This window comes from Zooshikella ganghwensis DSM 15267, assembly GCF_000428585.1.
Classification (GTDB): domain Bacteria; phylum Pseudomonadota; class Gammaproteobacteria; order Pseudomonadales; family Zooshikellaceae; genus Zooshikella; species Zooshikella ganghwensis.
In genome coordinates, this window is the sequence record NZ_AUAF01000005.1 from 82013 (window position 1) to 94991 (window position 12979).

Genomic DNA, 12979 nt, shown 5'->3' on the forward strand with positions numbered 1-12979 from the left:
TTTAATTAATGCGTAATACACTTTCCATCGATTCACTGTTTTCCTCTAACGAACGCATCATTTTAACGTTGACTTCATACTGACGAGTTAATGCCAGCAAGCTGATCATTTCTGCTACTCCATTAACATTGCTACCTTCAAGAAAGCCCGGCACTAACCGTACATTAGCATCTGCAGGCGCAACCTCATTTTCCTTAAACTTAAAAAGACCATCAGTGCCTTTGATTAGTTGGGTAACATCAGGATTGACCAACTTAATTCGGTTGACTTCAGCAAGCTCATTAGGGAGCTGTCCTACTGGACGGATACTAATCGTACCATCCAACCCCAACTCGATTTTTTCAAATTCTGGTATGACAATGGGTCCGTTTTCCCCTAGTACAGGCAACCCTGACCCTGTAAATAATTCACCGTTAGTACCTATGGTCAAATTCCCGGCACGGGTATAACGCTCTTCGCCATCAGCCCCTTGCACAGCAATCCAGCCATCGCCACCAATAGCCACATCCAGATCATTACCTGTTTCCATCAATGGTCCCTGGTCAAATGATTGACCAGGGCTTTCAGTCATGGCATAAGCTCGACTTGGGTAAAACTCACCAAACACAGGCATAGAGCGCGCCTGCTCAAAATCTCTGCGAAAACCTGTTGTCGTAATATTGGCGAGGTTATTAGCATGTATCCGTTGACCAAGCATATTTTGTACTGCTCCAGTCATGGATACATAAAGGGCTTTATCCATTGGCTCCTCCCGCGGCAACTTGCTTCACTTTAATTCATATATATCGATTACCTGCAAGGGACATGCCTAGCTTCTAACAACTAATGATAGAAAGGGGAAAGGGTTAAACGGACAAATTAAATCCTGTAAAGCAGGACAGATGAGGCAAAACCATGCCTCATCCTTGCTTGCAAAAGAGCCTTAAAAAGCAGCGTTAGATACACTCTGCTTAAAGGCTGAATTAGCGGAGGTTGATAATAGTTTGTGTAATAGCATCTTCTGTTTCAATGGTTTTCGCATTAGCTTGATAGTTTCGTTGAGCAATAATTAAGTTCACCAGCTGTTCAGCAATATCAACATTTGCTTCTTCCAAAGTACCAGAACGAATCCCTCCAAACACACCAGCTTGTGGCGAGCCTATGACCGGCTCCCCCGAAGCAAAAGACTGTGCCCATGAGGTATTACCAATTGGCGTAAGACCTTGATTATTGGCAAAGTTAGCTAGCGCAACCTGACCCAACAATGATGTTTGTCCATTACTGTATCGGGCAAATACTATCCCCTCATCATCGACATCCAGCTCAGTAATATTGCCTACCGCAAAACCATTTTGAGTTAGACTGTCTACCGCAAAGGCATTACCAAACTGAGTGGAGTTTTCAATATCAATCACAAAGTTGGAACTGGTCGGAGGATCAGGTAACGGCAAGACATCACCACCTGCTGAGGTATTTATCGGTCCTAACGCTGTAATTGGATTACCGTCTGCATCAAGGGGAGTCCAGTTTGTAATCACAATACTGGGTGGCGGATCAATTAAGTTACCTTCTCGGTCAAACTGGACAGAATACCTAGCACGGGTTGCTGCCCCCCCTGGCACCACAGGGTCACCCACATCCTGACCATCCACTTGCACATACAGGCTCCACTCTGACACATTAGGGTTGACGGTACTGGCACGCTCTTTTACATAATAAAGTGTCGCGTTATGTGAATTACCCAGGCTATCAAACACCTCTACTTGTGTTGCATGGTTGTATGTGTCCGGATCAATGGGATCAAAAGAGTTTTCTATAAATGGCACATAAGCCAATGGAAAGTTGAAAATATTAGAAGCTGTTGCAGGTGCTGTTGGGGTCACTAGCTGAAAACTTTCTTCAACCTGAAAATCAACTTCCCCTCCTACTGTAGCTGCTCCACCATCTGCTACGACCACAGCTGCACCTGCATTAGTAAAGGTTGTTCCTGTAGCACCTTGTACCGAGACATTAGTTCCGGTACTACTAATTGCAACAGAAATATCATCACCTAAATTATTAAAGACCCTGATTTCACTAGGAGCAACAAATGAAGCACTAATATCTGTCAAGTTAGCAATAGCAGTTGCAAGCTCACTGGCATCATTCACACTGGCCAGACTTACCGCCTGACCATTAATCGTAATGGAAGCCCCCGCTGGTGCTGCACCTCCATAGGGTAAAGTGCTTACGTCAATTTTTACTCTGGTACTGGCACTGGCAGTAATAACTTGAGATAAGTTGCTTAACTCTGCTGCAATTGCTCGAGCAGACCGATTAGCAGCAGAAGGAATAGCGACTGTCGATATAGTGGTAGCTGGTGTTGTCGATATATCCTGAATATCCAAAGAACCGGCAGTATAGCCATTGGCCGTACCTGCTTGAGCATTGCCAATAATGGCCCCATTGGCAGCACTGGTGCTTCCTCTTCGCTCCAAAACAGCCTCGCGCGAATCGACATTAAAACTAATATCAATATTACTGGTCTGCCTTGGGTCCTGAAATTGATCCCCTACTTGCAGGTCCGATAAAATACCTGGAATAATATTGCCTTGCCTATCTGCCGCAAAACCTTGCAAAAATGCTCCGCGATTATTAATCAGGTTACCGTTTTTATCGATGCCAATAATGCCCTGGCGTGTATAGGTTTGCCCGGTATTATCCCGCATAATAAAAAAACCAGTGCCATCAATGGCTAAATCCAGGTTTCTTTCCGTCGGCTTAATATTACCCTGATTAAACTGTTGAGCAATAGTTTGCACTAACACACCATTACCAGGAGAGCGACTACTTCCGCCTAATATTTCACGTGCATAAACATCATGAAATTCAGCGCGTGAAGCTTTAAAGCCGATTGTTGCAGAATTCGCAATGTTATTACCAATTACATCCAGATCAGTGGAAGCGGCTTTAAGCCCACTTAAGCCAGTATTAAACGCCATATTGCGCTCCTTTATTCATTAATTCCGTCAAGGATGCATAATGAATCTTGCAAGAAACATTAATTTTTTATGCGTCATGTTATGCGCACTCTCCCTAGCGCTAATCCTAACGGGTTAGCAAAGCTGCTCCAATTTTCTTCCCAGCAATTGGCAACCTTTTAAAAAACACCGACTAAAAAGGATAACAACTCATTTATTTTTTATTTAATTAGATATTTTTCGCACGATTTTTTATTGTCATAAAAAATCACCACTCCAAAATAAATAACGAATAATATAACCAATAAGCTTTCGTCATATTTAAAGTATCCGCTTAACATCACTTAACTTAACCGAGCCAACACCCGCTAAATTCAATGTTAAATCATTAAATGTACCCAGGGTTACGCTATCCACATTCGTACTCATCATTGTTGATAACGCAATTCCTTGATTATCTAACACGCCAGATGCTCTAAAGCTGTACACTCCAGATGGCATAGCCTGACCATTACTGTCTTTGCCATCCCATGTAAAATCCACTGCACCTGCCGGCTGTAAGCCTAAATCGACCTGTCTGACTAACACACCCGAGCTATTAAAAACATCGACTCTCACAGGACTTGAGGCAGGTAAATCAACAACACCTTGTACATCACTCCCAGCATTTAGTTGTGTGCGAGATGTCTGAACCAAAACAGAACGACCTACTAACGCGGACGCTTGTAATGCCTGGCTGGAAGTGAACGCTGAAGACATATTGGTCACAGTTTGATTTAAATTAGTAATCCCTTCCACTGTACTAAACTGCGCCAGCTGAGCGATAAAATCTTCATTTTTTTGCGGGTTTAATGGATCCTGATTTTTTAACTGTTCAATCATTAATGTTAAAAATTGATCCTGACCCAGCTCCTTATTGCCTTTAGCCGATGAAGGATTCTCTAGTGTATATTTATCAACAACAGCGTTAGCTGTCGTATTTTGGGTCTGATTAATTGTACTCATGAGAGCACCTCGCTCACCTTAGTGCTAACCACAAAACGATCAGCCATATTACTGACCTAACGTCAGAACCTTTTGCAACATCGTTTTCGCTGTATTCATAATTTCAACATTGACTTGAAATGAACGGGACGCTGAAATCATATCTGTCATTTCTTCAACCACATTAATGTTTGGATAGTACACATACCCCTTTTCATCGGCCTTAGGATGATCAGGTTCATAACGTGCCTGAGGCGTTGCCTTACTCTCAACAATCGCTTGCACCATCACACCTCGTCCCTGCTGCTGGTACAACGTATTTTCATCATCAAAGACAGAGCCTTGCCAAAATGGATCTTCATTAACGCGTGTTTGCATGATTTTAAAAAATGGTTTGCGTCCTTGATACACTTCATTAATACTACTGCTGGCTGTTTCTGCATTGGCAACATTACTGGCAATGGTATTTAAACGCACAGACTGAGCCGACATACCACTTCCGGAAATATTGAATATATTGGTTAAAGACATAACTAGTTACCCTTAATTGCTGTTTTTAATGATTTAAAGCTACCATTTAAAAACTCAAAACCGGCCTGAAAATCCATTGCATTACGGGCAAATAGCGAGTGTTCTTGTTGAGTATCCACTGTATTACCATCTATCGCAGGTTGAATTGGCGTTCGAAAAAGTACTTCAGGTCCACTATATTCTGTAGGTACTGTTTGTAAGTGATGCTCGTTTGTCGTATTAAGCGGCAATTGATTGCCACTGGGTGAACCATCGACAGCTTGTTTAAGAGCTTGCTTAAAGTCTATATCTCTGGCTTTAAAACCTGGGGTATCTGCATTGGCAAAATTATTAGCGATGATTTCTGCTCTTGCTGCACGAATTTGTAGCGCATAAGGGTGCACACCTAATGCATTATCAAAACTGATAGCCATAAATACTCCCTTGCCAAACAAACCGAGTAATTTTCTACTTGGTCTAAACGCAAAGCCCATGCCACTAATTTTTTTCTTTGATTATCAGACAGTTAATCTCTATCTGTCACACTGTAACCAGGCAAACGGCAACTCATTTCCTTCGATTCAAGACGAAGCGTTACCGCTTAAAAGGCTCTGGTTTATTCGAGGAAGGTTTTATTGAGGAAGTTGGTTTTGTGGTAGAGGTAGTCATTGTTCGAGTTCGTGTTGTTGTCGGATCTTTAACCGAAGCTGTTGCTCTTGTGGTAGACCGTTTGGCCTCAGAAGAGGAGGACTGTATGCGGCTTGTGGTTTTTTCAGCACGCGCAAATACATCTGTTTTATCAGATTTTGCCATGTACATTATACCTGGCCGGCACTGTACCATTTCATATAAATCAGACAAGCCATTTAAAGCTTCAGACGCCCCCAAAAATAGAAAGCCTCCAGGCTTTAATGTCTTATAAATTCGGCTTAAAATATCCAGCTTTAGCTCAGCAGAAAAGTAAATCAATACGTTCCGGCAAAAGACAATGTCAAAGCGGCCTAAACTTGTATAACTTTCTTGCAGATTAATAATACGAAACTCAACACGCTCTTTTATATGGGGTTTAACTACCCAACGCTTTCCTTGTAATGCGGTAAAGTAACGATTCAGACGCTCATCAGACAACCCTCGACCCAATGCAAGAGAGTCATATTCTCCAGCCATCGCTTCAGCCATGACTTTACTTGATAAGTCAGTTGCGACAATTTTTACATCGCCTTTTAACATACCTAAATTATTACGCTCAAACTCATCAATGGCCATTGCTATTGAATAAGGTTCTTGTCCTGTAGAACAAGCGGCTGACCAAATACGAATATTCTGTTGACGTCGCTCCTTGACAAGTTCAGGCAATATTCTGTTTTTTAACACATCATAAGGGTAATTATCCCGAAACCATAATGTCTCATTGGTGGTCATCGCATCAATAACTTTGCCACGCAAATCGCCTCGAGGATTTTTTTCAATCTGCGAAACCAACTCTGTGAGAGAGTTGATATTATTTTCCGCTAAAATTTTTCTTAAACGACTTTTTACTAAATATTCTTTATTTTTACCTAAAACAATGCCACTACTTTTTTCCAAAAAAAGACTAAACACTTCGAAATCATTCGTAGGGACCGTTCGCTTCGGTTGAGAACCAAATTCAGCCACAGAAATTACCCCATTTCGATGCTAACCTGTAATTAACCCGTTAATATTTGGATTCGTTCCATGACCGCCCCCGCTAATAAGTCGGGATTAAACTTGGCAATAAAATCATTCGCCCCCACTTTTTCCACCATGGCTTTATTAAATACACCACTCAATGATGTATGCAGCACGATATGCATATCATTAATACGCGGATCATTCCTAATAGCAGAGGTTAACGTGTAACCATCCATTTCAGGCATTTCTATATCAGAAACAATCATAAGGAGTTCATCTGTAGGACTAGTACCACTGTCAATCAAGTCCATAAGGTATTCTAAAGCCTCACGACCATCATTTTTGGCCACAACCTCAATGCCCAACGACTCTATACAACGTTGTACTTGTTTGCGCGCTATTGCTGAGTCATCAACAATTAATATTTTCTTATTCGCTAAGTCATCGGTTGGCTCATGACGAACAACATCCTCTGAAAGTTCTTCATTCATTGGAGAAACTTCCGCAAGAATCTTTTCAACATCAATGATCTCAACCAGCTTATCATCCACCTTAGTTACTGCGGTTAAGTAATGATCTCGCCCTGTTCCCTTGGGTGGGGGATGTATTTCTTCCCAATTCATATTGACAATGCGATCGACCATTCGCACCAAAAAGCCCTGAACTTTCATGTTGTACTCAGTAATGATCACAAAACAGTTTTCAACATCTTCCAGAGCACTTCGACCAGTTGCCATATTCATATCCAATATAGGAATTGTGCCTCCTCTGATATTGGCAACACCTCTTACAATAGGACTGCTTTTCGGCATAATCGTCATCTTAGGGCACTGCAATACTTCCTTAACTTTAAATACATTGATGCCGTATAACTGACCACCATTCAGTCTAAACAACAGTAATTCAAGTCGGTTCTGCCCTACCAGTTGAGTTCGCTGGTTAACACTGTCTAATACACCAGCCATGAAACCACTCCTACATGATTAACAAACACTTTAAGCCTGAAACCGGCATAGCAGTTGCTTTAAATTAATAAACCGCTGCATATCTACGATTTTCACTAAGGCCTATTGCTGCTTATGAACTATACAAATAGCATAGGACAATTTAGTCTCATACGTCAGTATTTTGCATTGGGCTTGTTGCTCTACCTATATTCATATACCTGCTTAGCCAGTCCACTCAATGACCAAGTGCAACAGGCAGCCCATCGATACCTGCTAAACAAGCTGCAGCCACTACTAGCGCAATCGCCTTCAATAACCTATAAAATTCGTATTAATCCGCTGGATCAGCGATTAAGGTTAGCCTTATGCCAGGCACCTCTTTTGGTCAGCCAAAATAGACACAGTAAGTCCTATGGACGAATTACACTGGCCATTGACTGCCCAAATATCTGGCAAGTTTATGTCACTTCAGAGGTGAGCATTTTCCGGCAAGTACTTGCCAGCAGACGTACCATTCCAAAAAAACGACAAATCACTGACGCAGACTTAATGTGGCAGACCGTTGATATCAGCAGATTACGCCATGGCTATTTCACCGAGCAAGCGCCTGTTATCGGTAAAATAGCAACCAAAACAATTACATTAGGACAAGTGATTAGTCGTCGACATATTGACACAGCGACTATAATCACTAAAGGCACAAAAGTTGCGATAATTGCTTCAGCAGCACATTTTGCCGTTAGATCATTTGGAATAGCACTCTCCGATGGTAAACCTGGTGAGCGAATAAAGGTGCGTAATAACAGAAGCAAACGCGTGGTCGAAGGCATCGTCAAGGATAGCAACACAGTACAGGTTTTGTTCTGAATTTTTTTGCAAAATGGCTATTAAAGTAATTTCAATGATGGCCGCTATTATTCATAGTGAGTGGTCATTCTAAGGGTAAGGTAGTCATCATGGTTAATGATATCAATGGTCCCAATACGTCTTCATCAGACCTAATAGGCGCCCAAAAGCGAGCCCAGCAACGGGTCAGTGGGCCCGAAAATACGTCTTTAGAGCAATCCTCCAACCAGTCCGTTGGGGAACAGGCTAGTGCCGATAAAAAGCCTGTTTCTGTGGAGCTTAGTCAACAAGCTCAGGACTTAAAGAAATTGCAGGACCAAGTTGCTCAGCAGGACGGCGTTGACTCAGAGCGTGTCCAGCAGCTTAAAGCTGATATTGCTGCAGGACGCTATCAGGTTAATGCAGAGCAAGTTGCTAATAAGCTCATAGACTTTGAAGGGTTTTAACCTCACGTTAAGCTAGACAACTGGAATGACCATTATGCCCACTACCCACTCACTCAAACAGTTTGAAACATTACTACTTGCAGACTTACAGCTTTTTGACCATTTAATTTTAACCCTCAAGGCTGAACGTCAAGCACTAAAAGAGCGTGATTATTCCAACCTTGAGGCTCACATTAGTCGAAAGCAGTCATATCTAACATCCATTAGCCAAAATGCAAATCAACGATCCAAGTTATTTGCTTCGCTCGGCTTAATCCCAGATGCCACGGGTTTTCAGCAACTCCTCACCTTTTGTGATAAAGCCCAAAAAGAGCACCTGGAGTCACTTTGGAATGCTTTACAAAGTAAGTTGAAAGAAAGCAAACACTGCAATGAAACCAATCACCGAATCATTAGCCGTACACAGTTGGTAGTGGAACGTTTTCTCCGTATTTATCGAGGCCAGCCTTTAACGCAAAAAGCGCTATATGCCAAGCAAGGGCAAACGATTAATGATGCAACTGGAAGGTTAATTGGTACTGCTTAGGGTCTGTTAACATTTTAGAGATAGATACTTGGGAGCTGGCTTATTCACCAGCTCTAGTTTATACCTACCACTGATCAATTCCTGCCAGTCGTTCATAAATTATGACCGAGATATATTTATTTATGAGCATCTCTAAAAATGCACTTTTTTAGGGATACCTTTATAATTAAGCCATGAGAAATAAGTAACCTGTTAATCAACGATATAAAAAAGAAATACTTTTAGTTTACTTTAAAACTTATTTTAATAATTAAAATATTCAGGGATGTGGGTGGTATGATCAGTTTTTCAGATTGGGATTCAAGTGAGAAGTATCAAGTCCTACAAACACCTCAAGAAATATATCGTCAACTACTTGCAATCTGTGAAAGTAAGAAACGAGTTCGCCTTGATTTCCCATCAGAAAACAGCACATTTTCTGCAACAATCACTGCAGTTAATGATGATGCGTGTCACTTTACGTTGTCTGATATTACACCTGCTCATGGTGAAGGCCTGATAAAAAAGAATATGTCATTTAATTTACAATGTATTTATCAGGGTATTGAGGTCATCTGTCAAAAATTATCGGCTTTATCTTCCTCGATTATGGCAGACACTACAACAGCCGCCCCCCATGATGTAATTATTCCATTTCCTGAAAGGGTCCGCTATTTACAACGACGTAGTGCTTACCGTGCTGTCATTCCCGCTCACACATTTATACGCGTAACCCTTATCGCTCAACAACCGAAACCCACTTTTTTAAGTGGTCAATTACTGGACTTATCAATAACGGGCTGCCAACTACAACTGATAACAACACCTGCTGAACATCCAGCACTTGCCGTCGGTGATATATTCGATCATGTACAATTTATTACCCCAACAGATCACCCCATTGATTGTCAGGGAGAAATTCGGCAAGTCAGCATTAAAGATCAACAGCATATTAATATCGGCATAATGTTTTTACAGCTATCCGGTCTTAATCAGCGTTATCTACAACTTTATGTCAATCAATTACAGCGCTGGGCTAATCGCGAAGATGAAATCGTTCCAGACGCTTAACATCAGCAGGCACATCAACATCCCATAACTCAGGCAATAACTGGTAAGACACTTGTAAACGGTTTAACTTAACCAATGTATTACTAAGTAGCTGAGGAGTACTCCAGGGCATATTAAAGAAGAGTTCGGGAATAAAGCGGCTTAAACCAAGTAATACGTAACCACCATCTGCCGCAGGGCCAATTACCGCGTCACTCTTATGCTCTAACGCACTAAACGCTCGTAAAATATAGTCTGAAGTAAGGACAGGGCAATCACTGCCAATAATTAAAACATGATTCGCCTGGGTTAGGTTTAACTTTAATGCATTTGCCAAACGTTCGCCTAAGTCATTCCCCTGTTGTAAACATAGTGGCCATTGCTCAGAATAATAACGACTGAGCTTATCAGATGCTATTAATGGTTCTGTCAGGCAAAGTTGAACTTTAATGGATACTGGTAGCTGTTGCATCATCATCAATGTTCGATCTAGCAACCATTGATGAACCGATAATGCTCTCTGTTCTCCTAGTGCAGGAATCAAGCGAGTTTTCACTGCACCCGCTCGAGGTGGTTTGGTAAATAATATAACCAGTTGTTGCATATTAATCGTTAATGCTCATTATTATGGGAAATATTATTTTTGGTTGAGTAATCACTGATTTTTATATCATGACTGTCTCTAATATAATATTTTCGCCACAGCTTTTCTGGCGCAACACCAAAATAAAAACAACACCGAATCCACCACATTAATAACACCGTGCGAAAAATACCATCCTGCTCCCAGCGTCGGCTGGAGGTAGTCACTGGGCTATGAATACAGACAGGTTTACTTTGTTGTCGTAGACGATTGCATAAATCGATATCTTCCATAAGCGGAATAGCCAAGAAACCACCGATGGCTTCAAAAAAATCCCGCCTGACAAAAATAGCCTGATCACCTGTTGCAATACCTGTGAGTTGCGAACGCTTATTCATCATGAAAGCAATACAATGAAGAAGCCAATGTTGTCCAGAAAGACGAACATCAAAACGCCCCCAATCATTTTTACTGCAACTGAAGACCTGCTTAATCAGCTCATCAGCAAGATCAGGCAAGACTGTATCTGCATGTAAAAACAATAATACATCACCTGTTGCCAACTCAGCGCCATACTGCATCTGTATTGCTCGCCCAGGTGCACAAGAAGTTAAACAGTCCACCATCGATCTCGCATAATCTACTGTTTTATCCTGGCTCCCACCATCAATCAAAATAACTTCATGCCCTCGATGACGTAAAGGCTGTAAAGCTCTTAGGAATGGTTGAATTCCTTTTGCTTCGTTTAATGTAGGTACAATAATTGATAATTTCACTTGTACACACCCTACCACTTTCCTTGGAGATGTCTTATTTCAATATATCACTCACATAACACTCGCATTGCTTCACCCTAAACGGTATGCCTTTTGTTAAAGACATGGCTCTAGCCAGGGTGCAAAACATATCAACTATAGAGACCGAGTAGAGCAACGAATAATTGCACAGTGATGTGACTGCAAAGGACACCTTTAAGCATTTTTAGATTAAAACAGTGGTATATTGCAGATCATTAAATGAGAAGAGCGTCCCTGAGAGGAATCGAACCTCCGACCTAGCGCTTAGGAGGCGCTTGCTCTATCCTACTGAGCTACAGGGACTTAAAGCCTTTGAAGAGGCCCAATGATACAAACTCACCAGCTAAATGCAACTTTTCTTGCGGTGTAAAAATCAAGCACTCATTTTGCACTTAATATGGCAAGCTACTTTACCCAGAACGGGCATGATATATCTTATTTTTTTGGCATTGGCCCAACCCAAAGTGCTGGGTCAACGCGGGTTGTAAACCAGTTCATACGCCAATCTAAATGAGGTCCAGTTACTCGACCAGTTGCGCCTACCTTAGCAATAACATCCCCTTGCTTAACTTTAGTTCCAACGTTAACCAACACTTTACTAAGGTGTAAAAAGCTTGAGAAAACCCCATGCCCATGGTCAATAATCAGTGTTCCGCCAGAGAAGTATAAGTCAGGTTCAGCCAATACAACAGTACCACCAGCAGGCGCAACCACCTTAGCACCAACAGGTGCAGCAACATCAACACCAAAGTGTGGACGGCGTGGCTCTCCATTAAAAACCCGCTGGCTGCCATAAACACCACTAATACGTCCCGTGAGTGGCCAAATAAAGGGCTGCGCAAAATAAGAATAATCAGTTTCCACTGCTCTTGAATTTGCGACCAGTTTACTTTCTCTTCTTATTCGTTTGAGAAAAGACTCAGGAGGCGTTACCATTTTTTGTGGCACCCCCTTAATACGCTGGATATTATACTTGCGTTTTTTTAACTTAAGTTTATGAGATTGTGGCTTACCATCAGGGCTTATAACAATAAACTGCTGATCCAATACAGCATCACGCCCAAAACCAATGACAAAATACCCCCCATCATTCACAGAGATCAGCTTTTCCTGGTATTTAACCTGACTGCCTTGCGTCACTTTTCCCAATAATAAGCTACCTTGTGTCCTATCTCCCTGTAGTGAAAGCAATTTGGCATGTGTTGCAGAAAGTGGCAAGAATAGCGACAATAGTAGGATAGTTTTGAAAAAGCCTGTAGAACCCATAGACTTTTTTTGGGGACGCTGAAGTGACACAGGAAAACTCATAATTTGACCGTCAAATAAGACACTAGTAGTTAAGCCAGAGTGGTTAATAACTCACTGTGGCATGGCACTTTTTATATTGCAACCATCATTTTGATGAAACTGCTCACAGTACAGTTAAATTACCACCGGCAAAGCCGGTGGCTTATACGGGTGAGCCCCTCAAAGGGGCTATATATGAGTCGCTAAAGCGACAAGTTCATCTGGTCAAAATATTTATCCCTACTATCTTGATTTCGAATATATTCCCTCACCAGCTTTTCATCCAAACCAACCGTTGATACAAAGTAGCCCCTCGCCCAAAATCTCTCTCCTTTAAAATTTCTTACTTTGTTTCCATACTGCCTGGCTATTAATATGGCACTCTTACCCTTGATATATCCTACCACTTTTGACACAGCATATTTTGGTGGA

General features: G+C 41.6%; 15 protein-coding genes and 1 tRNA gene. 4 read left to right on the forward strand and 12 right to left on the reverse strand.

The genetic code is table 11. The features are described 5' to 3' along the window. Nucleotide 1: 1 nt before the first annotated feature. From flgF to F607_RS0102400, 7 genes are all read right to left on the reverse strand, one after another. Nucleotides 2-742 (reverse strand): flagellar basal-body rod protein FlgF, encoded by a 741-nt coding sequence (gene flgF, locus F607_RS0102370; protein WP_027706759.1) that lies wholly within the window; start codon nucleotides 740-742, stop codon nucleotides 2-4. Nucleotides 743-962: 220 nt separating this feature from the next. Next, complete coding sequence (locus tag F607_RS0102375) at nucleotides 963-2960, reverse strand: flagellar hook protein FlgE (protein WP_027706760.1); 1998 nt, start codon at nucleotides 2958-2960, stop codon at nucleotides 963-965. 300 nt (nucleotides 2961-3260) lie between these two features. Then, the gene (locus F607_RS0102380; protein WP_027706761.1) at nucleotides 3261-3944 is read right to left on the reverse strand and encodes a flagellar hook assembly protein FlgD; all 684 of its coding nucleotides are present in this window, start codon (nucleotides 3942-3944) and stop codon (nucleotides 3261-3263) included. A 48-nt stretch (nucleotides 3945-3992) separates the two neighbouring features. Continuing rightward, nucleotides 3993-4454, reverse strand: a complete 462-nt coding sequence (flgC, locus tag F607_RS0102385) for a flagellar basal body rod protein FlgC (RefSeq protein ID WP_027706762.1) — start codon at nucleotides 4452-4454, stop codon at nucleotides 3993-3995. A gap of 2 nt (nucleotides 4455-4456) precedes the next feature. Next, nucleotides 4457-4867, reverse strand: coding sequence for a flagellar basal body rod protein FlgB (gene flgB / locus F607_RS0102390; protein WP_027706763.1), 411 nt, complete (start codon nucleotides 4865-4867; stop codon nucleotides 4457-4459). 160 nt (nucleotides 4868-5027) lie between these two features. Then, nucleotides 5028-6089 (reverse strand): CheR family methyltransferase, encoded by a 1062-nt coding sequence (locus F607_RS27835; RefSeq protein ID WP_157365358.1) that lies wholly within the window; start codon nucleotides 6087-6089, stop codon nucleotides 5028-5030. 32 nt (nucleotides 6090-6121) lie between these two features. Beyond that, nucleotides 6122-7051 (reverse strand): chemotaxis protein CheV, encoded by a 930-nt coding sequence (locus tag F607_RS0102400; protein WP_027706764.1) that lies wholly within the window; start codon nucleotides 7049-7051, stop codon nucleotides 6122-6124. Between the two features lie 114 nt (nucleotides 7052-7165). Between F607_RS0102400 and flgA the strand changes: the two genes are divergently transcribed. The 4 genes from flgA to F607_RS0102420 all read left to right on the forward strand — a co-directional run bounded on the left by flgA (nucleotide 7166) and on the right by F607_RS0102420 (nucleotide 9901). Then, nucleotides 7166-7900, forward strand: coding sequence for a flagellar basal body P-ring formation chaperone FlgA (flgA, locus tag F607_RS0102405; RefSeq protein ID WP_027706765.1), 735 nt, complete (start codon nucleotides 7166-7168; stop codon nucleotides 7898-7900). An 89-nt stretch (nucleotides 7901-7989) separates the two neighbouring features. After that, nucleotides 7990-8325: a flagellar biosynthesis anti-sigma factor FlgM gene (gene flgM, locus F607_RS0102410; protein ID WP_027706766.1), complete on the forward strand. Its 336-nt coding sequence runs from the start codon at nucleotides 7990-7992 to the stop codon at nucleotides 8323-8325. 34 nt (nucleotides 8326-8359) lie between these two features. Further along, nucleotides 8360-8851, forward strand: coding sequence for a flagella synthesis protein FlgN (locus tag F607_RS0102415; RefSeq protein WP_169719753.1), 492 nt, complete (start codon nucleotides 8360-8362; stop codon nucleotides 8849-8851). Between the two features lie 276 nt (nucleotides 8852-9127). Then, complete coding sequence (locus tag F607_RS0102420) at nucleotides 9128-9901, forward strand: flagellar brake protein (RefSeq protein ID WP_027706768.1); 774 nt, start codon at nucleotides 9128-9130, stop codon at nucleotides 9899-9901. Here F607_RS0102420 and F607_RS0102425 read toward each other — a convergent pair. The 5 genes from F607_RS0102425 to tnpA all read right to left on the reverse strand — a co-directional run. Further along, a complete protein-coding gene (locus tag F607_RS0102425) occupies nucleotides 9867-10484 on the reverse strand; it encodes a TIGR04282 family arsenosugar biosynthesis glycosyltransferase (RefSeq protein WP_038289666.1) in 618 nt (205 codons plus the stop codon). The two genes, F607_RS0102420 and F607_RS0102425, sit on opposite strands and share 35 nt — an antisense overlap. 8 nt (nucleotides 10485-10492) lie before the next feature. Beyond that, nucleotides 10493-11239 (reverse strand): TIGR04283 family arsenosugar biosynthesis glycosyltransferase, encoded by a 747-nt coding sequence (locus F607_RS27840; RefSeq protein ID WP_051310748.1) that lies wholly within the window; start codon nucleotides 11237-11239, stop codon nucleotides 10493-10495. Between the two features lie 250 nt (nucleotides 11240-11489). Then, a tRNA-Arg gene (locus F607_RS0102435) sits at nucleotides 11490-11563 on the reverse strand. A gap of 132 nt (nucleotides 11564-11695) precedes the next feature. Next, complete coding sequence (locus tag F607_RS0102440; protein ID WP_230400357.1) at nucleotides 11696-12568, reverse strand: M23 family metallopeptidase; 873 nt, start codon at nucleotides 12566-12568, stop codon at nucleotides 11696-11698. A gap of 182 nt (nucleotides 12569-12750) precedes the next feature. Further along, nucleotides 12751-12979, reverse strand: a 229-nt coding sequence (gene tnpA, locus F607_RS27845; RefSeq protein WP_038289710.1) for an IS200/IS605 family transposase, incomplete at its 5' end; no start/stop codon positions are given.

Bases quoted from the DNA above. Each gene is read 5' to 3' on its own strand.
- flgF (WP_027706759.1), bottom strand. From the start codon at position 742: ATGGATAAAGCCCTTTATGTATCCATGACTGGAGCAGTACAAAATATG.
- F607_RS0102375 (WP_027706760.1), bottom strand. From the start codon at position 2,960: ATGGCGTTTAATACTGGCTTAAGTGGGCTTAAAGCCGCTTCCACTGAT.
- F607_RS0102380 (WP_027706761.1), bottom strand. From the start codon at position 3,944: ATGAGTACAATTAATCAGACCCAAAATACGACAGCTAACGCTGTTGTT.
- flgC (WP_027706762.1), bottom strand. From the start codon at position 4,454: ATGTCTTTAACCAATATATTCAATATTTCCGGAAGTGGTATGTCGGCT.
- flgB (WP_027706763.1), bottom strand. From the start codon at position 4,867: ATGGCTATCAGTTTTGATAATGCATTAGGTGTGCACCCTTATGCGCTA.
- F607_RS0102400 (WP_027706764.1), bottom strand. From the start codon at position 7,051: ATGGCTGGTGTATTAGACAGTGTTAACCAGCGAACTCAACTGGTAGGG.
- flgA (WP_027706765.1), top strand. From the start codon at position 7,166: ATGAACTATACAAATAGCATAGGACAATTTAGTCTCATACGTCAGTAT.
- flgM (WP_027706766.1), top strand. From the start codon at position 7,990: ATGGTTAATGATATCAATGGTCCCAATACGTCTTCATCAGACCTAATA.
- F607_RS0102415 (WP_169719753.1), top strand. From the start codon at position 8,360: ATGCCCACTACCCACTCACTCAAACAGTTTGAAACATTACTACTTGCA.
- F607_RS0102420 (WP_027706768.1), top strand. From the start codon at position 9,128: ATGATCAGTTTTTCAGATTGGGATTCAAGTGAGAAGTATCAAGTCCTA.
- F607_RS0102425 (WP_038289666.1), bottom strand. From the start codon at position 10,484: ATGCAACAACTGGTTATATTATTTACCAAACCACCTCGAGCGGGTGCA.
- F607_RS0102440 (WP_230400357.1), bottom strand. From the start codon at position 12,568: ATGAGTTTTCCTGTGTCACTTCAGCGTCCCCAAAAAAAGTCTATGGGT.